The following is a 23958-nucleotide window of genomic DNA, read 5'->3' as shown; positions in this document are numbered from 1 at the left end:
CGGCGGATGGGTGGGGCCGATGTGGTGCGCAGGTAGATGCGGTGCGGGAGTGTGGCCTGCCCCGGTGGGCGTACGGCGAGGCGGAGTTGGCCGGCCTGGCCGTCCCAGGCCGGAATCACCAGGTGGGGTCGGGTTCCTACCCTGACCGAGCCGAAACCGACGTCGGTCCCGGCTCTGCGCGTTGCGGCGTCGCTGCGTGTCACTCGCGCCCTGCGGCCCACGCCGAGGAGTTGGGCGCTCGCCCACACCACGTGCGTGCCGGGTTCCATCGGCCGGCCGCCGACCAGGGTGAGGGGGTCGATGGCCGTCTCGCCGGTGAGCACGACACGGTGGCGGCCACCGCCGAGCGGTTGCGTGCGCGGGGTCAGGTCGGCGTCCGGGTACCACCACAGCTCCCGGGCCGTGTCATGGACGAGGAGTTCGCCGTAGGCATGGCCGAGGGGGTGCGGGGCCTCCCAGCCCTCGGCGCCCTTGATACCGGCCAACAGTTCGGGGTCCAGGAGCATACGGCCGTAACGTTCGACCAGAGCCAGGGGTTCACCGTCCGCGCGGCGCATACCGACCGTCGTCGTGACGTGGAGCTTTCCGTCGCGCCAGCGGATGTCGTCCACGGTGACCTCGGGCCTGATGCGCTGGGTGCGGCGCGAGAGTTCGACGAGGGAGTCCAGGTGGCCCTCCTCCAGCAGGTGCGCCCGCAGCCGGGTCAGGGCGGGCAGGCCCTCGCGCACACCGGGCGGATAGGCCTCAAGGGCCAAGGCGCGGACGACGTCGAAGTAACGCTCGAGGTTCTTGCCGGTGCGCTGCAGAACGCGGGGCTCACCCACCGGACGCAGAAGCTCCACGCGATAGGAACGGCGCAGCAGGTGGTTCTGCAGCGGGCCGGGCCGGGTCTCCTTCTTGATCGCCTCCACCACCGTGCGCAGATGACCGTAGTAGTCCTCCGGGGCGGAGGCGCGGCTGCTGGTGTTGCCGCCGTCGTCCCGGCGCTTCCACACGTAGCAGGGGTGATCGGCGAGGATCGAGACCGTCTTGGCACGCAAATAGGCGCGGACCATGAACAGCTGGTCCTCCAGCCGCACCGGGCCCTCGGGAAACCTGAGGTCGTGGGCGAGCAGGAAGTCGCGGCGGAACATCTTGTGCGGGGTCAGACTCTCCATCAGGGGCGCGTCCTCGACCGTGCAGCGCTCCACGGTGCGCTTGAAGACGTTGCTCGGTCCCGCCATGCTGCCCACGACCTTGCCCAGGACAATGTCCGAGCCGTTACGGGCGGCCAGCCGGTGCAGGTGTTCCAGCGCCGCCGGGGTCAACTCGTCGTCCTGGTCCACAAACTGCACGTACTCCCCGCGCGCCTCCCGGATGCCGACGTTGCGGGGCTTGCCGGGCCAGCCCGAGTTCTCCTGATGGATCACCCGCACATGCGCGTGCTGCGCCGCCAGTTGATCGAGCCGCTGCGCGGAATCGTCGGTCGAGCCGTCATCGACGTAGATGACCTCGTACGCGTCCTCCCCCAGAGTCTGACGTAAAAGCGACGGCGCACACATGTCGACGTAACGGCCCGCGTTGTAGACGGGCACCACGATGCTGACCTTCAGCATGAACGTTCCCCCCAAACGGGGACCATGTGTCTCGTTGTTCATTGAACGTTCCGGACTCTGGCAAAGGCTGTCTCATTCGAAGCAGTCGCATGACTGCCTCAAAATCGCTTCCTATTCAGTACGGCGCCAGGGCCGCGTATCGGGTCGTGATCAATGAGTACCGCAGCTTCCGCGCGGGTGCCTCTTCGACTGGCCCGTCTGGGGTACAGAGCCCGGCGATCAGTCGTCCGCCCTGGGCCAGAGGAGGTTCTGGCTCGGCTTCTCTCACGCGGCCACTCTGAGTGATAGCTCGGCCCCTTCGAGCGTAGGAGCACCTGCGGTTGGCCCTTCGCCGCCAGCGCGACGAGGTCACCAAGGCCCTTCTGCGCCATGCTGAACACGTAAGCAGGAAAGGCATCCGTCTTTCGAGCGGCCGGGAACCGGTCCAGCGGCGCCAGCAGAGCGCGCACCTTGTGCTTGGTCACCACCGCTCCCGAACAGTAGATCAGCGTTCGTGAGGGCCACGGCGGCTTGTGTTGGCAGCGACCGATGAGTTTATGGCTCCCGGCCGGTCCAATTTCATGACACCCCAGGAAAGGACACCGCCATGTCGGAGCTTCTCGTCGACTTCATCACCTCCCTCGACGGCTACGCATCGGGAGAGGGATGGCCCGGGTTCTGGGGCCTCGAGGGCCCGGAGTACCTCGCATGGCTCGGTGAGCAGCCTGAGGCCACCTACCTGATGGGAGCGAACACCTACCGCCTGATGTCGGGCTTCGCCGCAGGCGAGGTCCCGAACGGCCAAGACGAGTTCAGGCCCGAAGAAGAAGCGTCCGTCGACGAGCTCACGCAAGCGTCCAAGTTGGTGTTCTCCTCCTCACTCGAGGAGCCACTGACGTAGGCCAACTCCACGCTCGTCCGCGACGACGCCGTCGAGGCGGTCCGCGCCATGAAGTCGAGTGGCTCGGGGCTCCTCAGCACCATCGGCAGCCTCAGCCTGTGCCGGTCCCTGCTACGAGCCGGACTCGTCGACCGCTTCCGGGTCGTGATGTTCCCGGTGATCACCGGGGCCACGGGCGAGGAACGTATCTACGACGGCTATCCGGACGTTGCCCTCGAGATGATCGAGCACCGCACCTTCGACGGCCGCATCCAGCTGGTCGAGTACAAGCCCCGAGTGCTCGAGCACCCGCCGCTCGACGTCCCTGCGTGACTTCGCCCCGTCCGCCGGCCTGGACGGCAACCAGGCCGGCGCCGGCGGCTTCGGTCGCTGGGCCCTCACACGCGCTCTTCACTCCCCACATTTCCCACACGCTTCAAGACGCAACAAAGTGGAGGGAAGAGAGACCCTGGCGCGGGTATGACACTGCCGAACCAACGGTCCCTGGCCTGTGCGGGGCTTCGCCGGATTCCTGCGCCAGGACTGGGATGCCGTCCTCGCCGGCATGACGCTCACCTACAGTTCCGGCGTCGTCGAAGGACACGTCGCGCTGATCTGTGCAGATCGCCGGTGAACGTCGGCCGTCGGCCGTCGCTGATTCGGGTGCTCTGGAGAGGTTCCCAGAGCGGAGCCCGTCCGTCAGCTGACGGACGCTCAGGGCACAACCTTTTGGTTTCTGGCGTGTCCACGTAGTGTGCTGACGATACGCAGAACATGGCGGACTGCGGCGGCCGCCGCAGTCGGGACCGCGGCTTTGGCGGTCGCAACCCCGGCCGCGCACGCTGCCGCAACGACGCTCGTCCTGGACGCCCAGGAGAACTATTACCTCCCCACCAAGGGCGAAGGCCCGAACCTGGACCTCGGCATCACCGCCTCGGGCGGGGACGCCCTTGACGTCTCGGTCGCGGTCGACGCGTCGTCCCTCGCGGGGAAGGCGACGATGGTGGTCACGGGGGACTGCGTGAGCACCGGCACCCTCAAGGTCAGGTGTGACAAGGGCGTCATGCTGCTGGTGCAGGACTCAGAAGGCGTCTCGCTCGCCCGTGACCGCTCCAACTGCCACTACTCGGGTCGGCCCGGTGGCGGCGCGTGGTGCCGGTTCGACACTCCGGTCACGCCCGGCGCGGCCTACGAGACGGATGCGCCGCTGCGTTACACCGCATCCAAGGACACGATGTACGGCTACAACACCTACATGGTGTGGCCGGTCGGTGCCGCGGCGCCCGACTCCTTCGACCCGTACGACTTCCCCGAGACCGGCACCGGCGCGCCGCTCGGCCTGAAGCCTGTCGCCTCCGGCTCCACATTCACCGGCTCCGGGTACGGCACTTTTTCCACCACCCAGCACGCCGACTACCAGGCGCTCGGTGACACGGTCGAGGGCAAGGCCGGCGAGACGGTGAGTATCACCGTGGGGGTGCGGAACAACGGGCCGGGCTGGATGAACTTCCGGTGGATGGACGCCGCCAACTCCGGCACGTTCGTGGTGACCCCGCCCCCGGGCACCACCATCACCGGCGCCCCCGGCCCGGGCGAGCAGGGCGACCCCGGGCCACTGTGGAACTGCACTCCGGGCAAGGCCGGCGCGAAGAGCTACACCTGCGCCATCGCCAGCACGGACTTCCGCCCGGGCGACTCCGTGTCCCAGGAGTTCACGGTGCGCATCGACGGTGTCGTCCCCGGCGCGCAGGGCAGCGTGCGGGCGGTGAATAACCCCGAATACCCCAACCGTGACGACGACACGGCGAACGACACCACCGCGATCACAGTGAAGGCCACCGGCTCGGCGACGTCCAGCCCGACGCCCAGCGCCTCCGCGCCCACGCCGGCCACCGTGAGCCCGTCCGGCTCCGGGACGGGAACCACCAGCGGAACGACGACTGGCGGCCATCTCGCCGCCACCGGCTCACACCAAGTCCTGCTACGGGCGGGCGCCGCCGTCCTGCTCGCGGCGGGCGGCGCACTGGTGCTCCTGACGGCGCGCAGGTTCCGGCCGCGGGGCGGCCGCTGACGCCGCCCCGGCGTGGCAGGGCCTCAGCGGCCGATCAGGCCGGATACCACGACGGTTTGGGAGAAGTGTTCGGTGTGAAGTCGGGTGGCGTCGCGGCGGGCGCCTGCTTCGTTGACGCGCTGGCGGCAGGAGGTGACGACCAAGGGCAAGGGGCCTGGCCGGGTCGGGTGCAGGAATTGGAACTCGCATAGGGCGTCAGCGCTGACAGGATGTGCCGGACGGGGACCGCCGGGCCCCGAGGGGGAGGAACAAGGCCATGCTGAGAGCTGGAACGACCTGCGCCGAGGCGATCAATTTCCTGGATGACGATCTCGTGGCCGGAACCCTCAACGACGTCTCCATCCGGATCCCTCACATGATGAGGACGGGCGCGGACGCCGAGGCCGAGATGCGGGCCGTGCGAAAGCGGTACGACGAGTGGACATGGCAGGCCGCCGAGGAGATCAACCGGCGGTTCAGCGACCGGGAGATCGCAGCACCGCTTCGTGCGGGACGCTACCGGGCGATCCTCACTGCTCCGTTGGACGAGGCCCGGCTGATGATGTACGTGGAACTCGCCGAACTCCGGGAGTACTTCAGAACCGTGGCCAACCGGGTGCGTGCCATGCAGGAGCGCTACGGGCACGCCGGTGCCTTGCGGTACGCGGTGCTGGACACGAACACCACGCTGCACTTCACGCGGTTCGACAAGGTCCCCTGGCAGAAGGTCTTCGGGAAGGGCACCGCGGTCATGGTCCCGCACGTCGTGGTCGACGAGATCGACACCAAGAGCTACCAGACCGGGGACAAGAAGATCTCCCGGCGAGCGCGCGGCGTGTTCCGGCTGCTGGAGTCGGTCCTGGAATCAGGGCCCGAGAAGGCGACCGCGGACGACGGAACCCCAGTGTTCATCGCGGCCGATGAGCCCGGGCACGCCCGCCTTCCCGTGCCGGACGACGAGTTGGTGGCCTCAGCACTGTGTCTGCACCAGGCCGTCGCTCCCGCGGAGGTGGTCGTCGTCAGCCGCGACATCGGCGTACGGACCCGCGCCCGCGCCTGGGGGCTGCCGGCACTGCCCCTGCCCGACACGTACCTAATCGAGGGAGGCGAACTTCGCCGGCAGGAGCTGGAGCAGGCAGCCGCCGAGCTCGTGCCGGACGTAGGCGTACCGCAGCAGCCCGAACCTAAGGACTCCGGCGCACACTCCCCCGACTCGGCGGCACGTCAGGCAGGGAACGGCTCGTGAACGAACAGGACGGGCAGGGTCGCCAGGAGCGTGCGGACGCGGTGGACCGCGAGATGGCCGCACGCCTGCTGCCCGACGCCGTTGTACGGGCGCTGGGCAGCTGGTGGGAGACGAATGCGGCTGCTTTCGCGGACGGGACAGCCGGCGCGCACACCGTCCGCTACACGCCCGGCCGGTGGGCGCAGATCACTCCGTGGCCGGAGGCGCTGGCGCCCACCTCCGCAGGCGGTGACGCTCCGGTCAGCCGGGCGGAGGTGGCCTCGGCCGTCGCCGACGCGCTACGGCGGGAGGCGTTCCAGGAGGCACTGGTCGCGACGTATGTGTGGGGCAAGGGCAAGCGCGGCACTCCCGGCGGCAGCGGCCCGGCCACCCTGCACAAGATCCTGGCCTTCGACAGCCTCGACACGGCGCTGGCCACCGCGGTCACCGCACTGCGCGAGCACGGTGCACCACAGGCGTACGCCGCACTCCACCGGCAAGTTCCCGGGCTCGGCCCAGCCTTCTTCACCAAGTTCCTCTACTTCACCGGCATCGCGCTGCCGCCCGCCCACGGCCCGCGTCCACTCATCCTCGACCGCGTGCTGTCCAGGCGCCTGAGGTGGATGGCCGCCGCGGTCGGCCGCGAGAGCCGCCACGATGTGGACGGCTCGGTCGCCGCCTGGGTCTGGTCGGACAGCAACTGGTCGCCCCACCGCTACCAGGTCTACCTCTCCTTCATGCACGCCGCCGCCAACCAGCTGGCCGGAGGCGACAGCTGGCCGTCCGGTGCAGCACCCGACCTGCTCGAATGCGCGTTGTTCACCACCAGTTGGGAGACATCCGGCTGACGGCACGCTGTGCCGGGGCGTGTCGAACCACCAGTCCTCGCCGCCCCACATCGGGTGCCCTTGGAGCAGCCGCCTGGCCAACAGCTCGCTCGCCTCGGGAGCCCCTGCAGCAACGAGCGCCTGGACGACGGCGGCCACCGCGTCCTCCGAGACCGCCGTGTCGCCCAGAACGGGCAGCAGGAGAAGGAGCCGGGCATGGGGGTCGGTGATGCCAACAGCGGCCGCTGGCGCCTCCACCAGTGCGGAGAGCTCGGGCCAGCACAGCCCCGGGCCAATGCGGTCCTGATCGTCACTGGCCAGGACGAGATCCTGGCTCCAGTCGGGATGTGTGAGGAAGTAGTCCGTGGTTGTGAACTCCTCGCCGCTGTTGAAGTGCACGACGATCGCGAAGCCGTCGGCCAGCGGCACCGTGAACATGGGCCACGCCGACGGGTCGTGGAGCGTGTCCAGCATGGCGTCCGCGTCGCCCGCGTCCGATCCGAAGGCTTCCGGCGCGAACCCCTCAGCCAGGTCCGCCAAGTACGCGGGCCAGAAGCCCGGCTCATTCAGCAGCGCGTGCCCGTCCACGACGGGCGACGAGGAGTACCAGTGCCGTGCCATCACCATGCCGGGATTCTCTCCAAGCCCAGTCGGGACTGTTCGAAGACCCCGACCCTCACGGCCAACCGACTTGATGGCAGAGCAACGTGAGGTGTCTTCGCCGTGGGCAGCCGCAGCTCCCTCAGCTCCGCATCCGAGGTCCAACCACCTGGTCCTTGGCGTACTCACTGCCCATGTCCTCCAAGTGGTACTGGTGGAACTGGATCGAGTTGTTCTCGGTCGCGGACGCAAGGTGGATCGGTACCGTGCCGTTAGCTGAACTAAGCGAGAAATATTCGCTGGTCAGAGGCGGTATCTGCTAGCTTCCCGGCCATGCTTGAGACGGATGATGTTGCGCGCGACCTAGCGGGCTTCGTGCTGCCGGGGACCGGTGCAGTTCAGCTGGGGATGGTCACCAGTACGCGACCTCGGCCGCCGGCGTCGATACGGTCGTGGGCTTGGGCGATCTTTTCGAGCGGGTGCAGGTCGCCGATGGCGACGGTCAGCATGCCGACCGCGGCTGCGGCGGTGATGTCGCGCGCCGCCTGCCGTTTTGCCGCAACGGGGAAGTCGTCGCTGCCGAGCATGCGCAGCGTGACGTTGTTGAACAGCAGGGGCCAGAAGGGAAGTCGGGGCCGATCGTCCCTGGTGGCGTAGGCAGCGATAACCGCGCCGTTCTCGACGACGGCGTTGTCCAGGTCCACGTTGTCGGACAGGGCCACTTCGACGATTCGGTGCACCCCGTTGGGAGCGTGTGCGCGGATCGCGGTGACGGGGTCGTCCGCGTCGAGCGCCACGGCGTGGGTGACCACGGCGGGGTCGACGCGGTCCAGGTCGCTGCCGTGCCGCACGGTTCCGATCACCGTCGCGCCGCCCCACCGGGCGAGCTGCGCGGCCAGGGAGCCGACGCCGCCGAGCACCCCGTGCACGAGCACGAGGCGTCCGTCGACGGGGCCGTCACTGAACACGGTGCGGTGGGCGGTGATTCCGGGGATACCCAGACTGGCGCCGAGTTCGTCGCTGAGGTGGTCGGGCAGCGGGACGGCCAGATCCGCGGGTACCACAGTGAACTGGGCGGCGGTGCCGGAGGGGCGGTAGGACTGGGCGCCGTACACCCAGACCCGCTGTCCGACGCGGCGGGCGTCGACCCCGTCGCCCACGGTGTCGATGACTCCGGCGGCGTCGCTGTGCGGGATCACCCGCGGGTGCGGCATTGAGGAGCCGAGCCAGCCGCGCCGCTTCTTGGTGTCGCCGGGATTGACGCCCGACACGTTGACGCGGACGCGGGCCTCGCCGGGGCCGGGGGTGGGGTCGGGCAGGTCCCCAACGTGCAGGACATCGGCGGCAGGGCCCTGTTCGTCGTACCAGGACGCAAGCATGGACGGGTACCTCCGTGGGCGGTCAGCTTGCAGGTTCGTCGAGCGGGAAGGAAGCGTTCTCGGTGGGCTCGCCGCCATCCAGAACACTGTGCAGCCAGGCGCGTTCGGCGCTGCTGATGGCGCGGGCGGTGAGCAGCATGCCGCGCCGGTAGGGGTCCGGGACCTCCTCGGCTCGCAGCGGCCTGTCACCGGAGTAGAAGAAACTCGCCGGCTCCTCCAGGAACTGCAGCCGTCTGCGCAGCACCGCGTGTTGTTCGGACACGTCGGGCAGGTGGGAGAGGAACGCCAGGACGGTGAAGAAGCGGGTGAAGTCGGTGATCTCATGGTCGGCCGGCTTGCGCAGCCGTTTCAGCAGCTCAGTGCGCCCGGCGTCGGTCAGGCTCAGTAGGTACCGCGCTGCGCCCGCACCTGGGTCGGCGCACCGCTCCAGCAGGTCCGCCTTGGCGAGGCGGTTGATCGCCGGATACAGGCTGCCGTCGCTGACCGGCCGCGTGTACCCGGTCAACTGCGAGACCCGGCGGCGTAGCTCGTGTCCGGGCAGGGAGCCCTCGGCCAGGAAGCCCAGTATCGCTAGTTCCAGCATGCCCCCACTATCCCACAGTCACATCGAATCGATGCATACATCGATTCGATGTTAGCGTGGAGGCCGGATCGCCACCGACCACCCTGAAAGGTGGAGAATGATGCCGCCGGAATCTGTCGAGTCTGTAATGAACCGCTTCGTCGAGTTCATCAACACGGCCAACGAGGACCTTGCCCGCGAGGTCATTTCTCCCGACGCAGTGTTTCACGCACCGAGTCACCCGGAACCGCTTCGAGGCCCCGAGGGCTACATGGAAGTCATCGGGATGATGCGCAGCGGACTCCCGGACGTCCAGTGGACCCTGGAAGAGATGGTCAGGGAAGGCGACACGGTGGCTGCGCGGTTCACCATGCGCGGCACGCACGAGGGCGAATTCTTCGGGATCCCTGCGAGCGGCAACAAGGTCTCGGTGCAGGCCATGAACTTCTACTACCTTGCCCACGGCCGGATCGTCGGCGAACGAGGCCAGCCCGACCTCCTCGGAGTCCTGCAGCAGATCGGTGCCGTACCGGCGCCGTGAAGCAGGTATGGAGCGCATACCTTCGGCGCGGCTGCCTGCCTCGGAAGGAGGGAGGGGTCCTGTTGGGTGGCAAGCAATCGGCTCCGGCGGTGACCAGGCCGACATCGTCGATGTCTTCCATCATCGGGTCTGTCCTTCGTGGACACCCCGGCCGTCAGGCCGGGGAGGGATTGAAGCTCTTGCGGAGCAGGGCAGGGGAAGCCGGTTCGCCGCCAGGGCGGACCGGCGTCCACCGTCCATGGAGCAGGTGAAGATCAGCCGTAGCCGGTCGTCGTCGAGCGCGCCGACGGCGTCGTCGGTCACGGGAGGATGCTCCTGCCCGTCCAGGCGGACGAGTTCGGCCAGGCGTGCGGCGCGGTCGGCGAGCGACCGGTCGCGGCGAAGGCGGTCGACGGCGCGGCGGCGGGCCGCGACGGTGATCCATGCTCCGGCCCGGTCCGGTACGCCGTCGCGACGCCAGGCGGTGAGGGCGGCGGCGAAGGCCTCCTGGAGCGCGTCCTCGGCGAGCTGGAAGTCGCCGCCCAACTGGCGGATGAGGGTGGCCAGGACGGCCGTCCGCTCGGTGCGGAACACCCGGTCGACTGCGGCGGCCGCGGCGTCGTCCGACTCCGGCCGGGTCCCGTCGCGGCCGCTCACGTCCGGTCGAGCGCCGGGATATCGGCGCGGTCCACGACGGGCCGCACCTCGACGGAGCCGCGCCGCGCGGTCGGCATCCGGGCCGCGTATGTCAGCGCCTGGTCCAGGTCGACGCAGTCGAGCAGGTAATAGCCGACGAGGACCTCCTTGGTGGTGGCGAACGGCCCGTCGGTCAGTTCCACCTCCCCGTCACGCACGCGCACCGTCGTCGCGCTGTCCGCGGGGTGCAGCGGACGGTTGGCGACGAGCACCCCCGCCTCGCGGAGACTTTCGGTGACCTCCTGCCACAACGACATCTCCGCCCATCGGCTGCGGGGATCCACCTCCTCGGCCTCGTCGGCCCCGGACGCGTACAGCAGCACCATGTATTCGGGCATTCCGTCTCCCTCTCGCTCGACCGTCGTCCCCGGGCCCGGGCACACGGCTCCTCACCCAACCGTCGCCGCCCCCGCCAATTTTGGACATGCCATCGCCGCCCCATCAGTCGGCAACAGCCGCAGGACCCGACCGCCGGGGCGCAGAGTATGCCTTCCGGGGTACGACGCCCTCTTGAGCCCGTGAGTTCTGTGCCGGTGGAAGCGAGCCACGCGCTCTTCGCCGTCCTCGGCCGTCCCGGACCGGTGAAACGGCGACCGCCGACAGGTCTGTATCACCAAGACCTGATCGGAAGGACCGAACATGACCCTCGCCCCGCCTCCCAAGGCACCGGCATCACTGCCGTGGGTACTGGTACTGACCGCGGTCGCCGCCCTCGTGGTGGCCCTCGACCAACTCGTGGTCGCCACCGCGCTCCAAACGATCCACCACGACCTGGGCGCCTCGATGACGAGCCTGGAATGGACCGTCAACGCGTTCAGTCTCAGCTTCGCCGCACTCATGATCCCCGGCGCCGAACTCGGCGACCGGATCGGCCGCAAGCGGACATACATTCTCGGCCTGGTCGTCTTCGCGCTCGCCTCGGCCGCATGCGCCCTGGCGCCGAACATCGGACTGCTGATCGCCGCCCGCGTCCTCCAGGGCGCCGGTGGCGCCATGATCTCGCCGGCGGCACTGGCGCTCCTGACCGCGGCCGCGCCGCCGCACAAGCGCGGCTCTGTCATGGGCATCTACGCTGCCGTGATGGGTCTCGCCGTCGTCGGCGGCCCGCTCGTCGGCGGAGCCGTCACCCAGGGCCTGGCCTGGCAGTGGATCTTCTGGATCAACGTGCCTGTCATCGCCGCGGTCATCCCGTTCGCGGCGGCCAAGCTCACCGAGATGAAGGGAAAGCCCGTCGCCATCGACTACATGGGCATCCTTCTCGTCGCGGCCTCGATGTTCGGCCTGGTGTGGGCGCTGGTTCGCTCCGGCCCGGCGGGCTGGGCCAGCGGGGAGGTTCTCGGCTCCCTGGTCGGCGGCCTCGCGCTGCTCGCCGCGTTCGTCGGCTGGGAGCGGCGCGTCACGGAGCCGATGCTTCCGATGCGCCTGTTCCGCGTCCCCGCCTTCGCCGCCGGCAACCTCTCGACCCTCCTGCTGACCGCGTCCCTGTTCAGCACGGTCTTCTTCCTGGCCCAATACCTCCAGATCTCGCTCGGCTACTCGCCTCTGGGCGCCGGGGTCAGGTTCCTGCCGTGGACGGTGCCGCTGTTCTTCGTCGCCCCCCTCGCCGGCCGGCTGCAGGACCGTATCGGCCCGCGCTGGCTGATCTCGTCGGGGCTGTTCCTTCAGGGTGCGGGACTGGTGTGGCTGGGCGTCAACGCCCACCACCACGACTCCTACGCGTCCTCGGTCGCCGCGCTGATCATCTCGGGCATCGGGACGTCGATGGCCATGCCCGCCCAGCAGAGCGCGGTGATGACGTCGGTGCCGCCGCAGTCGATGGGCAAGGCCGGCGGCACCTTCAGCACGGTGCGCCAACTCGGCGGCCCTGGGCATCGCCGTCCTCGCCGCGGTCTTCGCGGCCCACGGCAGCGACCGGTCGCCTGAGCAGTTCGCGGACGGCTTCTCGGCGGCCATCATCACGTCCGCGGTGCTCGCTTTCGTCGGGGCCGCCTCGGGCATCCTCGCCCCGGGTCGCACGCCCAGCGCGCGGCGGGCCGCGCAACACCCGGTCGCTCACACCTCCCAGGAGGAACTCGGTGTCCGCTGAGAGCCGCCGCACGGGCGAGGAGTTCACCCGCCTCGCCGACCCGTATCAACAGGAACTGCTCGCGCACTGCTACCGCATGCTCGGGTCGTTCCAGGACGCCGAGGACCTCGTGCAGGAGACGCTGATCCGGGCCTGGCGCGGATACGACAAGTTCGACGAACGATCGTCGCTGCGCACCTGGCTGTACCGGATCGCGACCAACGCCTGCCTGACCGCCCTGCAGAGCAACCACCGACGCGTCCTGCCCTCCGGCCTGGGCGCCGCGACGGAGACTCCGGAGACGGCCGACCTGTCGCGGGCGGATGCGCTGCCGTGGCTCGGGCCGATCCCCACGCACCGACTCGGCGACCCGCAGGACGACCCCGCCGGCATCGCGGCGCTCCGCGACAGCACCCGGCTCGCACTCATCGCCGCCTTTCAACGGCTGCCCGCCCGGCAGCGCGCCGTCCTGATCCTGGTCGACGTGGTCACCTTCCGTCCCGCCGAGGCAGCCGAATTCCTCGGGATCACCGTCACCGCCGCCCGCAGTCTTCTTCAGCGCGCCCGCGAGACACTGGCCCAGGACATGCCCGACGAGGAGGACACGGCGTCGAACTCCACGGCCGACGCGGCACTCGACGAGAAGATCATGCGGCAGTACCTGCGCGCTTTCGAGACTTCGGACACCGCCGCTCTGGCGGAACTGCTGCGCTCGGACATCGAGTACGAGATGCCGCCGATCCCGACCTGGTTCCTCGGCCGCGCGGCCGTCGTCGACCACCTGAGCCGCCGGGCGTTCACCCGACCGCACCGGTCCCTCGCCACCTCCGCCAACGGCTGCCCGGCAGTGGCAACCTACAGCCCGGCGAAAAACGGCTCGTTCGTCCCGCACGGCATCCACGTGCTGGAGATCCGAAACGGCCTGATCGCACGGATCGTGGTCTTCCTCGACGGTGCGCTGTTCCCGTCGTTCAGCCTCCCCGCCTCACTCTCCGGTTCCCCAGCACCGTGAGCGGCCCGCCGCACCCGCCGGCCCTGGCGACACGGTGAGGGCGGGCCCCACCCCGGGGATCGCCTGCGCGATGGCAGCTGCCGCGTGCCGGTCGAGCAGGTCGGCCGGAACGTCGGTGTCTGGAAGGAACTGGCCGCGGCCCATCGCGTCACGGACGCGGCCGTCCGCGACGGCATGGCGGAGCGCTTCGCCGCCCTCGGTGCCAATCCCACCCGGAGGACGTCGTCGAGATGAACCGCGGCGCCCACCGGTGACCACGCCTGTCGTCGACCCGCGGCGCACACCCCGTACGAGAAGTGCCCCACATCCCCTCTCGTGCGGCGCCGCGGCCGCGTTCCACGCACGCCGGGGCGGAGTGAGCGGAAGATCCGTCCGCTTTTCTCGCCTCGTCTGAAAGAGCGACCATGACGAGCCAACAGATGCTCCTGTGAACGCAGTTCACCATTAGCTACGGCCGTGCCCCTCGCCGATCTTCAGGAGCAGTGCCGCCGGCGCCGGTCATGTTCGAGGCCATGCTGAAGGGCTGGGCCCGACAGCAACGCAGCCGCCAGCTCGCCAAGAAGACCGTCGGTGACACGAGGGTTTTCCAACCTGCTCCAGGTCGCGTAGGCGTCCACTCGTCCGGACGGTCATTGTTAGTGGACGGCGTCGACACGGAGCCTTCGCTGGTCGGCTTCAGGGTCGTTTGCCGGTATTTTCGCGCTCACCCGACGTGAGGCGGAGAGGCCGGTGAAGACGACGGACGCGGATGTCTCGTTCGCTCCCGTCATGCGTGCCCTGACCGTTGTCGTGGGCGCGGGGTCGTTCGGGCTGGGGGCGTGTGCGGTCTTCGTGACGCAGAACGGGTCCGGCGCGGCGGCTTTGATCGTTTTCGGGGGCGTTTTGCTGCTCCTCGCCCTGCTGGGAAGTCGGATCGACAGTCTCGAATTCGCGGGGGCCACCCTGAGACTGCGGGCCGCCGCAGCGCAGCGGTTCGCGTTGGCGGAGGAGTCCGAACGCCAGGGCGACGTCGTCACGGCTCGCGCTCTGCGTGCAGAGGCGAGGACCTTGCTGGAGGCCGCGGGGCCCGTCGCCGCCGAGTACGGCGCAGTGCGCGCTTCGATGCGTCCCGGCCCCTCGCGTACCCGGGCCTTGGAAGAGGTGATCGCCCGTGCGCGACACATGGCGCACGAGCAGTCTTTCGAATCAATCGAGGTCTTGCGCTGGTTGCGGCATGGAACGGACGAGGAGCGCATCACTGCCTTGGCAATGATGCAGGCCAGCCCTGACCTGCGGGACTTCGACGCTGTCCTTGCCGTCATCGCGCAGCCGCGAACCCCCTTCGAGCAATACCACGCCATAAGGCTCGCGGTGCAGATGGCCGACACCCTCAACGCGGAGCAGGCAGGGCGGCTGGCTGCGGCGGTCAGGGCTTTGAGAGGCGTTCGCTTCCGGCGAGACTCCGATCGCAGTCGCCTTCGGGAGGAGATCCTGCGGAAGGTGCGCGGGGACTCACGGGAGCGATGGCCGCGTTCCATAAGACAACGCCACGACGGATGAGTCCCCATGTCGCCGTTCGTCGAGGGTTCGGCGAAAAGCTGAGATTCCGGCACCCCGCTGTGCGGCCTGACTGAGTGGGGTCGTTGCTCAACTTGTCCGTGCCCTCGGCATGAGACGAGACGGGCGCACCCGCTACGCCTCCTGCGGTTGCCACCGGGATCAGGACCCGAGCAGGCCGCCCACAAGATCGAGGACGTGCGCATCGAACTGGCCCGCGCCGAAGACTCGCCGCCACCCTCCGCGCCCGGCTTGGACCACCCGGGCGCCCCGGCCTGAATCACCGGCCAACAACCAGCCCGCCCAGCGCGGACGCCGGGCTCCCAGGCGGCCGCTTTCATGGCGGCTTCACGCGGTGTCAGCTCGGACGCGGAACGTCAGCCCGTCCAGGCTGCTCAGATACCCTACGGCCGCGACGGCCGCATCTGACTGACTCCCATAAGTGAGCGTTTGGTTCTCCGTTGTCTGTTTCGTTTGGCTTAGCTGTCGCGCCAGTTGGTGGTGGTTTCGTGGGCGAGGCGGTGGGTCATGAGGTTGATGGCTGCGATTTGGATCATGGCTGCTGATCGGTGGGGGTGGGTTTCGTAGTCGCGGGCCAGGCGGCGGTGGTGCATGAGCCAGCCGAGGGTGCGTTCGATGACCCAGCGGCGGGGCTGGACGTGGAAGCCGCGGGTGGTGGGGTCGCGTTGGACGATTTCGAGGTCGATGCCGAGGTGGGCGGCTTCTTCGACGGCTTTGGTCTTGTAGCCGTTGTCGGCCCAGGCTTTGGTGATGGTGGGGTGGCGCTCGCGGACGTTGGTCAGGAGCTGGGTGCCGGCGGCGGAGTCGTGGACGCTGGCGGCGGTGACGGCGACGGCCAGCAGGAGGCCGAGGGTGTCGGTGGCGATGTGCCGCTTGCGTCCGATGATTTTCTTGGCGGGGTCGATGCCTTGGCTGGTCAGGTGGACGGTGGCGGAGGTTTTGATGCTCTGGCTGTCGATCAGGCAGGCGCTGGGCTCGCTGGTGCGGCCTTCGGCCTGGCGGACTTTGCCGCGTAATAGCCCGGTGAGCTGGTCGAAGATGCCGTCAGCTTCCCAGTGGGCGAAGTACCCGTAGACGGTCTGGTGGGGCGGGAAGTCGTGGGGCAGGTAGCGCCAGGGGATGCCGGTGCGGTCGACGTAGAGGATGGCGTTCATCAGGGCGCGCAGGTCGTGGGTGGGTTTGCGGATGCCGTTGCGGGCCTGGCGCCAGGCTTCGAGGGTGGGGCGGATGAGTTCCCAGCGGGCGTCGGACAGGTCGCTGGGGTAGGGCCGCGGGGGCTGCATGATGCCTGGGTATGCGGTGGCCGTCGGTCTGAGCAGGGCGTGTGCGGGGGTGCTGGGTGCACCGGGGCGTGCATTCTCAACTCGGTACGAACCGGTAGGTTCCTGAATGAGACAGGAGCTCTTACCAGGAAACCGGCGCATTACCGTTCTGCTGATTGCCGCAGAAGCGGCGTTTCCGGCGAATCACTTCGTTGGGCGCTCGATCTGGCTCCCGAAATTCGCCATGAACCATTCAATACCAGAACCAAACGCTCACTAAGACGTCGTCTCGTTGGTGAGGCGGCGGTGACAGATGAGAGTCGCGGCTATGCCGACGAAGCCAAGGAAGTGTTCTGCCGTGCGTTCGTAGCGGCGGTGGAGCCGGCGGCAGCCAGCAAGCCAGGACACGGTCCGCTCGACTACCCACCGGTGGTGGCCGAGTCGTTGCGAGGACTCGATGCCCTTGCGAGCGATTCGGTGGCGGATGCCGCGTTTGCGGAGCCAGCGGCGCAGGTGGACGTAGTCGTACCCCTTGTCCGCGTGGAGTTTCGCGGGCCGTCGCCGGCGTGATCCACGGCGAGAACGGATCGGCGGGATCCCGCGCACGATCGGCTCTAGGCCGCGGCTGTCGTGCATGTGGGCGCCCGAGATGCCCAGCGAGAGAGGCAGTCCGTTCGGGTCGGTAATCAGGTGAATCTTCGATCCGAGTTTGCCGCGGTCGGTCGGGTTCGGTCCGGTCAGCGGCCCCCTTTTACCGCCCGCGGGCCCACTGAGTCGATCGCACACCCCGACCAGTCCAGTTCCCCGCGGGCACCCAGTTCATCGAGCACCAGGCGGTGGAGCTTGGCCCAAACGCGGGCTTCGGTCCAGCGTGTGAATCGGCGGTGGGCGCGGGCTGCCATTACGCTCCGAACTGGGGTGGGAGCTGCCGCCACCGCCATGTGCATCCGGACGTGGCAACGAACAAAATCGCGGCCAGGACTCCGAGGTCGTCAGCCCTCCGACGTCCGCCGCCTTGTGGACGTACGGCGCCTCGGGCATCACGTGAAGGAAAAGTTCCCACAACCTGTCTGGCACCAACTGCCGCACCATCTCCATGCCATGACAACGAAGAGCCCGGCCAACCGTCGACAGGAGGGGTGCACGATGCTGACACGAACGATCCCCGGCAAGCGCTTCGAGGAGCCACGACCGCCATGATCGACTACCTGCAGGCAGTCTTCGCCATGCTCGGCCCGGAGAGAAACGCCACGCAGACCCTGCGGCCTGGGTCAGCCCGGAAGAGGAACTCGGCAGGACGTTTCCGGCGGACTACAAACAGATCGTTGACGCCCATGCACCGGTGCAGATCAACGGGCACCTCACTCTGTCCCACCCCGCCTCAGAGTGGTGGAACCTGGGCGACGGGATCCGCTCGGCATCAGAAGCGTGGGCCGAGAGCAAATGGGAGTCCTCCATCACTGGGCCGGACGATGGTCCTCGCGTCTTCTGTCAACTCCCCCAGCTCAGTTTCGGAACCGCCGAGGGCCTCATGCCCATCGCCGCCACCGATCAAGGAGCTGCGGTCTTCGTAGCCCCGTCGGTCCACGGGTTCTCCGACGGTGTGGTGGTGCAAGGGGCAGAGGGCGACTGGGTCGGACACCCCATGACCTTCGCCGAGTGGCTGTACCGCTACCTCATCGGCGAAGAGACGGCCGGCTGGGACAGCACAGCCTTCTACCCCGGCCCAGTGTGGCTGGAGTACCCACCCGCAGGACCAGGCCAACCTGCTCGCGAGGCATACGGCCCAGACCGCGGCATGTAGTGCACCAACCGAGACGACGTCCAAAGATCAGACCGGAGAACATCAGGGCATTCGTGCCGAAGAAGCGGAACTCCCAGGACGGGCTTGGCACGACGTGGAAGTAGAACACCCCGATCACGCAGGCGCTCCCAGCAGCAAACCTGCGATCCCGTAGATGCGCGGGCGGGTGACACGACGGCGCACCCAGGGCAGTGTCCAGCCCGTGCGCATCGACACCATGCCCAGGGTGACCGCCAGCAGGCCGCCCAGGACCATGCCACTTCCACTTCCCACGACCCATTCCATGAGCCCCTCTCCCATCGCCTGAGCTCGCCCGCACCTCGCGAAATCGCCTGCTGATCATTCACACTGAGAAGATCAGCACCAGGTACGCCAATCAAGTGGTGTCCGGGTCTCTCGGGGCAACGACGCAGACGCACCGCGGTCCATCCTCTACAACGCGTCTTCAGTCCAGTTGTCCGCTCGGCGATCCATTTAGATCCCACAGTTCTGAGTATCAGAACCAACAGCTGTTGGATTTCTAGATCGGCGATTTCTAGAGTGAGCACGCGACGTCGCACTGCACCGCGCACTCGCCAAGGGGTCCGGGAGGAGGAAACTCATGCAGCATCGCACTCTCGTCGGCCGGACCATCTCCGTGATCGGGCCCAGCCCGCCGGTTCGGCGTCGACGCGATCCGTCCCTACCGGTTCCATCGTCCGAGCCCGCCGTCCCGGTGGGTGCAATACGGGAGTTGCTCGACGGGGGCGTCGTCGTGATGGCCGGCATGTCAAACGCCGGTGTCTCGCAGATCGACGTAGCCCGCGAACTGCTCGGCGGTCGGCTCGTGTCGGTGCAGGACCAGTTTTCGCCCGCCTTCCGCTCCAGCCGGGGAGAACTCGAGCAGTGGCGCCAAGCTCGGCCTCTCCTTCCTGCCCTGGAGCCCGCTCGGCGTATCGCGAACGTGAAGGAGCCCGCGGCCGCCCGCTCCGCAAGCATCCGCGACTCCGCAGCCGGATCCGATCTCGAACCCACGGCTGACCAGTTCGCACTTTCTTCCGTCTGAAACGTTCAAGTCACAGCGAGAGAAGCACATGAAGACCTTCATTCTGCCCGGCACCAACATGGTGGTCCCCAACGTCGTCCTTGGCCTGATGCGCATCGAGAACATGACCGACGAGGCGGTGCGCAGGCTGGTGAACACTGCGCGCGACGCCGGCATCACGTTCCTCGATCACGCCGACGTCTATGGCTCGGACGACCACGGTTGCGAGCGTCGTTTCGCTGAAGCCATGAAGCTCAGCTCGTCGGAGCGTGAGCAGTTCGTCATTCAGTCGAAGGCCGGCATCGTCAAGGACGGGCCGTACTTCGACTTCTCTCACCACCACATCATCGAGTCCGTGAACGGTTCACTCCAGGCACTGGGCACGGACTATCTCGACATCCTGCTGCTGCACCGTCCCGACGCTCTCGTCGAGCCGGAAGAAGTGGCCCGCGCCTTCGATGAGCTGTCGGCGGCAGGCAAAGTGCGTGCTTTCGGCGTCTCCAACCAGACCCCCCGACAGCTCGACCTGCTGCGCAAGTACGTAACCCAACCGATCGTGGCGAACCAGCTGCAACTGTCGATCACTCACGCGCCGATGATCGCGCAGGGCGTAGCCGCGAATATGCAGAACCTCGATCAGTCGGTCGTACGTGATGACGGAATCGTCGACTACTGCCGCCTGCACGACATCACCATCCAGGCATGGTCGCCTTTCCAGGCCGGATTCTTCGACGGCCCGTTCCTCGGTTCCGAACGCTTCCCCGAGTTGAACGCGGTGATCGACCGGCTGAGCGACAAGTACGGCGTGCCGGCCGAGGCGATCGCGGTCGCCTGGATCACGCGCCATCCCGCGCAGATGCAGGTCGTGCTCGGCACGACCACGCCAGAACGCGTCACGGCCGCCGCGCTCGGTTCGGACCTCCCGCTCACTCGATCCGAATGGTACGAACTGTTCCGCGCCGCCGGATACAGGGTGCCCTAGCCTCTACCCCTTCCTGATGAACTTTCCGTTCGGTTGCGGGGAAACTGCAGGCGGAGCCATGTAGTCGATCGGCCCAGCACTCACCGGGTGCTGGTTCGTCTTCCGGCCCCTGTCTTCGGTTGGTTGTTCGGTCGGGAATGGTTCGTCGAGGCCCGGCGTCCGGACCCGTCCAAGGCCTTCGCTGGCATCTTCCAGTCGGCCTCATAGCGTCGTGTTCGTTCGGCCGATGGGGCCTGCCCGGGCGGATCGGGGAGATGGACGACGCGCTGTCGGAGATCTTGTGACGGATGCGCGGTCATGGGCTGTGGAGGATGCGTGTGCGGAGAAACGGCTTCGGGCTGACGACCTTCGTCGCCGGGCTGGTCCTCATCCCGTTCTCGGTGCTGGGGTTCGTCGCCGGCAAGCTCACGCCGCGGGTCCGGACGCGGATCGCCGACCCCCTGCTCCTGGCCGGCAGCGCCGTCGTGGTCGGCGGCGGGTTCGCGCTGTTCGCGGCGGCCCGGTCGGACCTGGCCGAACTGTTCGCGGCGATGGGCGTGCTCGGCTTCGGCGTCGGCGGCTTCTCGGCCGCGATGCCCGGCGTCATCCTGGCCGTCACCCCCAAGAGCGAGACGTCGAACGCCATGAGCTTCAACTACGTCGTCCGCAGCGTCGGGTACTCCCTGGGCAGCGCCATCGGCGGCCTGATCCTCGCCGCGGGCACCGGCCCCGGCCACCTCTTCCCCGACGACAGCGCCTACACCACCGCGGCGCTGGTCGGCATCGGCGCCATGGCGATCACGACGCTGACAAGCCTCGCTCTCGCCCGCCGACGCTCGTCCGAGACCAACCCGTAAGTCAGATGCACTCATCCCAACACTGGAGGTTCCATGCCCAAGGGCTACTGGGTCAGCGCCTACCGCACCATTTCAGACCCTGAGAAGCTGGCTGCTTACAACAAGCTGGCCGCTCTGGCCGTCGAGGCCGGGGGCGGTCGGACCTTCGTCCGTGGCGGTCGGGTTGTGGCGTATGACGCCGGAATCGCCGAGCGCACCGTCCTGGTCGAGTTCGACAGCTTCGAGCAGGCCGTCGCGGCGCGCGAGAGTGCGGCCTACCAGGAGGCGTTGGTCGCCCTCTCCGACGGCGTCGAGCGCGACTTCCGCATCGTCGAGGGCATCGACTGACCGAGGTCCAGTCGGCTGGAGCCGCGTTGTCGGCGATGCGGCTCCAGTCGGCCCGCGGTGTCAGTGGGACAGCGCCAGCAGCGCGGACACCGTCTTCCCACCCGGTCGGGTGCTGACCTCCACGTCCTCGGACAGCTCCCGCACCAGTTGCCAGCCGAACCCGCCCGGCTCGCCTACGCTGCTCCGCCGCAGCGTGGGGGCAGTTGAACTTGCGTCTTCCACTGTCACCGTCACCGTTCCCGGACCGGCCACCAGGCGGAACTGGGTCACTCCGCCGGCATGCCGCACCGCATTGGTGACCAGCTCTGACACCACCAACAGCACCGCATCCGTAGCGACTCCGGCGGGTGCGGCCACTGCGGACAAGAACCCGCGTGTTACCTCCCTCGCCCGCTCCGCGGTCTGCGGGCTGGCCCCGTGCAGGGCCTTATGGTCTTCCTCGTCTTCCTCGGTCGGGTGCACGATCACAATCCTCCGTGGGATGGATACTCAAGACCCCTCTTCGCCTGCCCCGAGAAACCCCAGCCATCCCGTGGGGCAGCCCGGATAGGCCGTTCGTGTTCAGCGTCTGCTCCGTGCATACCGCTGGTCCACGGACGTTGACGCCCCTCGATGACGGTGGCGGGGCGGCGAGTGGTGTGTCGTGCAGCAGTGCTTCCAAAGCGGTGCAGGCTGCGGTGAGACTGGCGTGGTCGAGCTTCGCAGCGGTGCTGGCGCCGCAGCTGCGCTCGGTCCGTTTGGCCCGCGGGCCGAGTTCCCGGCCCCGGGGGGTGACGGTGAGCTCCACGCGTCGGCGGTCGTTGGATGCGGCGCGTCGATCGTCCAGGCCGACGGCGACCAGCAGGCGTGCCGCGGAACAGGGCTGCCCATTCGCCGGACCGGTGGCCGTCGATCTCATCCCGGCGCAGGGGAACGAGGCCGGCCGTTTCCGGGTCCGCAGCCACATCGCCCCCAGAAGAGTCCGGAGCTGCTCCCTGGCTGACGGCCCTGCGTCCACGGTGTACCAAGTGGGCAGACCAGGGCGGACTGCGTGGTCCTCCGGAAGATCGGTCCCGTCAAGTCGCCCGCCCGTCTGCGGGTTGGCGATCACCTTCCAGGGGCATCAGGACTGGGCAGGACCCGTACCCAGGACACGGCGCGAGCCCCGGCGAGCGGCCAGGCCGCCAGCATGCCGGGTGCCCTAGGAGGGGAAGTGATCCGCCATGCGTACGCATCGGCGTACCCATCGGCGTTCCGTACGAGTGGAGTATCAGCTGTCCGACCAGGCCACCTCGGCCGCACGGGCGCGGAGGCTGACCTCCGCGTTTCTGGCCCGACCCCGCCACCGGATGGCGCCGGTGCACGCCGAGCAGATCGACGACGCGACGCTCATCGTGTCCGAACTGGTCGCCAACGCCACCCGGCACGGCCACGGTGGCTGCCGCCTGCGCCTGCGGGTAACCGATGAGCAGGTGACCGTCGAGGTCTCCGACGACAGCCCCGCCAGACCCCGCCTGCGGCCACCCGCGGCCGAAGCCGAAAGCGGGCGGGGCCTGGCCATGGTGCGGTGCCTGGCCGAGCACTTCGACGTCACCCCGGTCACCGGGGGCGGCAAGCGAGTACGTGCGATCCTGGCCATCTGATCTTCGCCCGCGACAGCGATTCGTCCTTCCCGGACCCGGCGGGCAAGCGTGGTGGAACTTCTGTCGGCAGGGCAGCCAGAGATTGAGCAGCAGAGAAGGCGGCCCTTCAGCGACCAGGAGCGGCCGCGCCGGCCGGGCCACTGTCCTCGGGGAAGCTCCCTTCCGGGCCGAAAGGGTGTTCCTCCCACAGGAGAACCTGCCAGCCCCGGTCGGGCGAGCCGGAGAGCACGATGACGCCGGTGTTGCCCAGTGGGTGGCTGGACGCGTACGCCACATCGACGTTGGCCGCTCGGGCTGCCACCCACGTCCGGATCATCGCGCCGTGGCTGACCATGCCCACTGTCTTCGCACCTGTTCCCGCTGCCTCGGCGACGACAGCGTCGAAACGGCCCAGGGCCTCCACGCCGTTCTCGCCGCCGGGCATCCTGCGGCCGGTCTCCCCTTCGGACCAGGCGAACGCGGTGGCGAGGTAGAGGGCGGCCGCGTCGTCGTCGCCACGCATTTCCAGGTCTCCGGCAGCCAGTTCCCTGATCCCGTCCCGGACCAGGACCTCCAGCCGCGTCGCGGCAGCCAGTGGAGCTGCGGTCAGCTGGGTGCGCACCAGTGTTGAGGCGTACAGGGCATCGATCTGCTCCGCCGCCAGAGCCTGCGGCAGCGCGGCAGCCTGCTCCTGCCCCAGCGGTGTCAGCGCCGGCCCCGGCGCCTCGGTGTCCAGCAGGTGCTTGAGGTTGGACGGAGTCTGGCCATGGCGTATGAGTAGCAGACGCATAGGGGATTACCTCCACAGGGCGGAACAGGTCGCGGTCCTTGCGGACATGTCTGCCCGTCGCGCCGCGGTCGGCTCGATCAAAGCGTAGAGGTGATGGCGTGGACCACGACTCGACATGAGCCTCACCGTCGCGATGGGCAAGCTGCTCGGCCACACTGCGGAACGGCCGCCAGAACACCGCACGTCCGTCACGGAACCGTGGCGGGTCCGCCCCCCGGGGAGCTGCACGAGGACAGCAAGACCGACCGCGGCGACAAGACCCCAGGATCGAAGTGCCGCCACCAGGACGGCGCTGCTGGACTGGGCTCTGCACATCGTCGAGGACATCGGACCGGACGTCCGCGACGCGTGGCGAGAATTCCGGCACTTGCACGCGGGCGGCCAC

General features: G+C 68.4%; 21 protein-coding genes and 3 pseudogenes. 14 read left to right on the top strand and 10 right to left on the bottom strand.

The annotated features are described in order from the left end of the window. Positions 1–1595: glycosyltransferase (locus M2157_RS47115; protein ID WP_280868558.1), on the bottom strand; the 1595-nt coding region annotated here is incomplete at its 3' end. Between the two features lie 586 nt (positions 1596–2181). On the opposite strand from M2157_RS47115, the pseudogene M2157_RS47110 reads away from it, so the two are divergent. The 4 genes and pseudogenes from M2157_RS47110 (at position 2182) to M2157_RS47095 (ending at position 6577) form a co-directional block, all read left to right on the top strand. Then, positions 2182–2787 (top strand): annotated as a pseudogene (locus tag M2157_RS47110) (dihydrofolate reductase family protein). Between the two features lie 481 nt (positions 2788–3268). After that, complete coding sequence (locus M2157_RS47105; protein ID WP_280868557.1) at positions 3269–4525, top strand: hypothetical protein; 1257 nt, start codon at positions 3269–3271, stop codon at positions 4523–4525. Positions 4526–4781: 256 nt separating this feature from the next. Further along, a complete protein-coding gene (locus M2157_RS47100; protein WP_280868556.1) occupies positions 4782–5750 on the top strand; it encodes a PIN domain-containing protein in 969 nt (322 codons plus the stop codon). Continuing rightward, positions 5747–6577 (top strand): hypothetical protein, encoded by an 831-nt coding sequence (locus M2157_RS47095; RefSeq protein ID WP_280868555.1) that lies wholly within the window; start codon positions 5747–5749, stop codon positions 6575–6577. The genes M2157_RS47100 and M2157_RS47095 overlap by 4 nt, the downstream gene beginning before the upstream one ends. A gap of 977 nt (positions 6578–7554) precedes the next feature. Here the strand turns inward: M2157_RS47095 and M2157_RS47085 are convergent. Continuing rightward, the gene (locus M2157_RS47085) at positions 7555–8535 is read right to left on the bottom strand and encodes an NADPH:quinone reductase (protein ID WP_280868554.1); all 981 of its coding nucleotides are present in this window, start codon (positions 8533–8535) and stop codon (positions 7555–7557) included. Between the two features lie 22 nt (positions 8536–8557). Continuing rightward, positions 8558–9118, bottom strand: a complete 561-nt coding sequence (locus M2157_RS47080) for a PadR family transcriptional regulator (protein WP_280868553.1) — start codon at positions 9116–9118, stop codon at positions 8558–8560. 127 nt (positions 9119–9245) lie between these two features. Between M2157_RS47080 and M2157_RS47075 the strand changes: the two genes are divergently transcribed. After that, on the top strand, positions 9246–9638 hold the full coding sequence (locus M2157_RS47075) for an ester cyclase (RefSeq protein ID WP_280859351.1): 393 nt from the start codon (positions 9246–9248) through the stop codon (positions 9636–9638). A 120-nt stretch (positions 9639–9758) separates the two neighbouring features. Here the strand turns inward: M2157_RS47075 and M2157_RS47070 are convergent, their stop codons facing one another. Then, positions 9759–10274, bottom strand: a complete 516-nt coding sequence (locus M2157_RS47070; protein ID WP_280868552.1) for a sigma factor — start codon at positions 10272–10274, stop codon at positions 9759–9761. After that, positions 10271–10651 (bottom strand): YciI family protein, encoded by a 381-nt coding sequence (locus M2157_RS47065; RefSeq protein ID WP_280859355.1) that lies wholly within the window; start codon positions 10649–10651, stop codon positions 10271–10273. Before M2157_RS47065 ends, M2157_RS47070 begins: the two co-directional genes overlap by 4 nt. A 301-nt stretch (positions 10652–10952) precedes the next feature. Between M2157_RS47065 and M2157_RS47060 the strand changes: the two genes are divergently transcribed. The 4 genes from M2157_RS47060 (at position 10953) to M2157_RS47045 (ending at position 14929) form a co-directional block, all read left to right on the top strand. Next, on the top strand, positions 10953–12236 hold the full coding sequence (locus M2157_RS47060; protein WP_280868551.1) for an MFS transporter: 1284 nt from the start codon (positions 10953–10955) through the stop codon (positions 12234–12236). A 152-nt stretch (positions 12237–12388) separates the two neighbouring features. Then, positions 12389–13390, top strand: a complete 1002-nt coding sequence (locus M2157_RS47055; protein ID WP_280868550.1) for an RNA polymerase subunit sigma-70 — start codon at positions 12389–12391, stop codon at positions 13388–13390. An 84-nt stretch (positions 13391–13474) separates the two neighbouring features. Next, positions 13475–13624 (top strand): hypothetical protein, encoded by a 150-nt coding sequence (locus M2157_RS47050; RefSeq protein ID WP_280868549.1) that lies wholly within the window; start codon positions 13475–13477, stop codon positions 13622–13624. A gap of 495 nt (positions 13625–14119) precedes the next feature. Beyond that, positions 14120–14929 (top strand): hypothetical protein, encoded by an 810-nt coding sequence (locus tag M2157_RS47045; protein ID WP_280868548.1) that lies wholly within the window; start codon positions 14120–14122, stop codon positions 14927–14929. A 476-nt stretch (positions 14930–15405) separates the two neighbouring features. On the opposite strand, the gene M2157_RS47040 is transcribed toward M2157_RS47045, so the two are convergent. From M2157_RS47040 to M2157_RS47030, 3 genes and pseudogenes are all read right to left on the bottom strand, one after another. Continuing rightward, positions 15406–16230, bottom strand: coding sequence for an IS5 family transposase (locus tag M2157_RS47040; protein ID WP_280868547.1), 825 nt, complete (start codon positions 16228–16230; stop codon positions 15406–15408). Between the two features lie 255 nt (positions 16231–16485). After that, positions 16486–17301, bottom strand: a pseudogene (locus M2157_RS47035) (IS5 family transposase). Positions 17302–18127: 826 nt separating this feature from the next. After that, entirely contained in the window at positions 18128–18286 is a 159-nt protein-coding gene (locus M2157_RS47030; RefSeq protein ID WP_280859360.1) for a hypothetical protein, read from the bottom strand. Between the two features lie 380 nt (positions 18287–18666). Here M2157_RS47030 and M2157_RS47025 point away from each other — a divergent pair. The 4 genes and pseudogenes from M2157_RS47025 to M2157_RS47010 all read left to right on the top strand — a co-directional run. Next, positions 18667–19058, top strand: a pseudogene (locus tag M2157_RS47025) (aldo/keto reductase); the annotation flags it as partial. A gap of 28 nt (positions 19059–19086) precedes the next feature. Beyond that, the gene (locus tag M2157_RS47020) at positions 19087–20019 is read left to right on the top strand and encodes an aldo/keto reductase (RefSeq protein ID WP_280859362.1); all 933 of its coding nucleotides are present in this window, start codon (positions 19087–19089) and stop codon (positions 20017–20019) included. 311 nt (positions 20020–20330) lie between these two features. Next, entirely contained in the window at positions 20331–20855 is a 525-nt protein-coding gene (locus M2157_RS47015) for an MFS transporter (RefSeq protein WP_280868546.1), read from the top strand. Positions 20856–20888: 33 nt separating this feature from the next. Continuing rightward, positions 20889–21182: a DUF1330 domain-containing protein gene (locus M2157_RS47010; RefSeq protein WP_280859365.1), complete on the top strand. Its 294-nt coding sequence runs from the start codon at positions 20889–20891 to the stop codon at positions 21180–21182. A 60-nt stretch (positions 21183–21242) separates the two neighbouring features. On the opposite strand, the gene M2157_RS47005 is transcribed toward M2157_RS47010, so the two are convergent. Next, positions 21243–21644: an ATP-binding protein gene (locus M2157_RS47005; RefSeq protein WP_280868545.1), complete on the bottom strand. Its 402-nt coding sequence runs from the start codon at positions 21642–21644 to the stop codon at positions 21243–21245. Positions 21645–22384: 740 nt separating this feature from the next. On the opposite strand from M2157_RS47005, the gene M2157_RS47000 reads away from it, so the two are divergent. Further along, the gene (locus M2157_RS47000; RefSeq protein ID WP_280859367.1) at positions 22385–22804 is read left to right on the top strand and encodes an ATP-binding protein; all 420 of its coding nucleotides are present in this window, start codon (positions 22385–22387) and stop codon (positions 22802–22804) included. Positions 22805–22910: 106 nt separating this feature from the next. On the opposite strand, the gene M2157_RS46995 is transcribed toward M2157_RS47000, so the two are convergent. Beyond that, positions 22911–23573 carry a histidine phosphatase family protein gene (locus M2157_RS46995; protein WP_280868544.1) on the bottom strand — a complete coding sequence of 221 codons (663 nt, stop codon included), beginning with the start codon at positions 23571–23573 and terminating at the stop codon, positions 22911–22913. Positions 23574–23958 lie beyond the last annotated feature (385 nt).

Origin of the sequence: Streptomyces sp. SAI-127 (assembly GCF_029894425.1) — a bacterium.
In the GTDB taxonomy this organism is placed as follows: Bacteria; Actinomycetota; Actinomycetes; order Streptomycetales; family Streptomycetaceae; genus Streptomyces.
Note: the sequence above shows the minus strand (reverse complement) of the source record. Positions and strands in the feature narration are given on the sequence as shown.

Coding starts and splice junctions, on each gene's coding strand:
- M2157_RS47000 (WP_280859367.1), top strand. CDS start 22,385: ATGCGTACGCATCGGCGTACCCATCGGCGTTCCGTACGAGTGGAGTAT.
- M2157_RS47065 (WP_280859355.1), bottom strand. CDS start 10,651: ATGCCCGAATACATGGTGCTGCTGTACGCGTCCGGGGCCGACGAGGCC.
- M2157_RS46995 (WP_280868544.1), bottom strand. CDS start 23,573: ATGCGTCTGCTACTCATACGCCATGGCCAGACTCCGTCCAACCTCAAG.
- M2157_RS47010 (WP_280859365.1), top strand. CDS start 20,889: ATGCCCAAGGGCTACTGGGTCAGCGCCTACCGCACCATTTCAGACCCT.
- M2157_RS47015 (WP_280868546.1), top strand. CDS start 20,331: ATGCGTGTGCGGAGAAACGGCTTCGGGCTGACGACCTTCGTCGCCGGG.
- M2157_RS47100 (WP_280868556.1), top strand. CDS start 4,782: ATGCTGAGAGCTGGAACGACCTGCGCCGAGGCGATCAATTTCCTGGAT.
- M2157_RS47075 (WP_280859351.1), top strand. CDS start 9,246: ATGAACCGCTTCGTCGAGTTCATCAACACGGCCAACGAGGACCTTGCC.
- M2157_RS47085 (WP_280868554.1), bottom strand. CDS start 8,535: ATGCTTGCGTCCTGGTACGACGAACAGGGCCCTGCCGCCGATGTCCTG.
- M2157_RS47060 (WP_280868551.1), top strand. CDS start 10,953: ATGACCCTCGCCCCGCCTCCCAAGGCACCGGCATCACTGCCGTGGGTA.
- M2157_RS47080 (WP_280868553.1), bottom strand. CDS start 9,118: ATGCTGGAACTAGCGATACTGGGCTTCCTGGCCGAGGGCTCCCTGCCC.
- M2157_RS47040 (WP_280868547.1), bottom strand. CDS start 16,230: ATGCAGCCCCCGCGGCCCTACCCCAGCGACCTGTCCGACGCCCGCTGG.
- M2157_RS47020 (WP_280859362.1), top strand. CDS start 19,087: ATGAAGACCTTCATTCTGCCCGGCACCAACATGGTGGTCCCCAACGTC.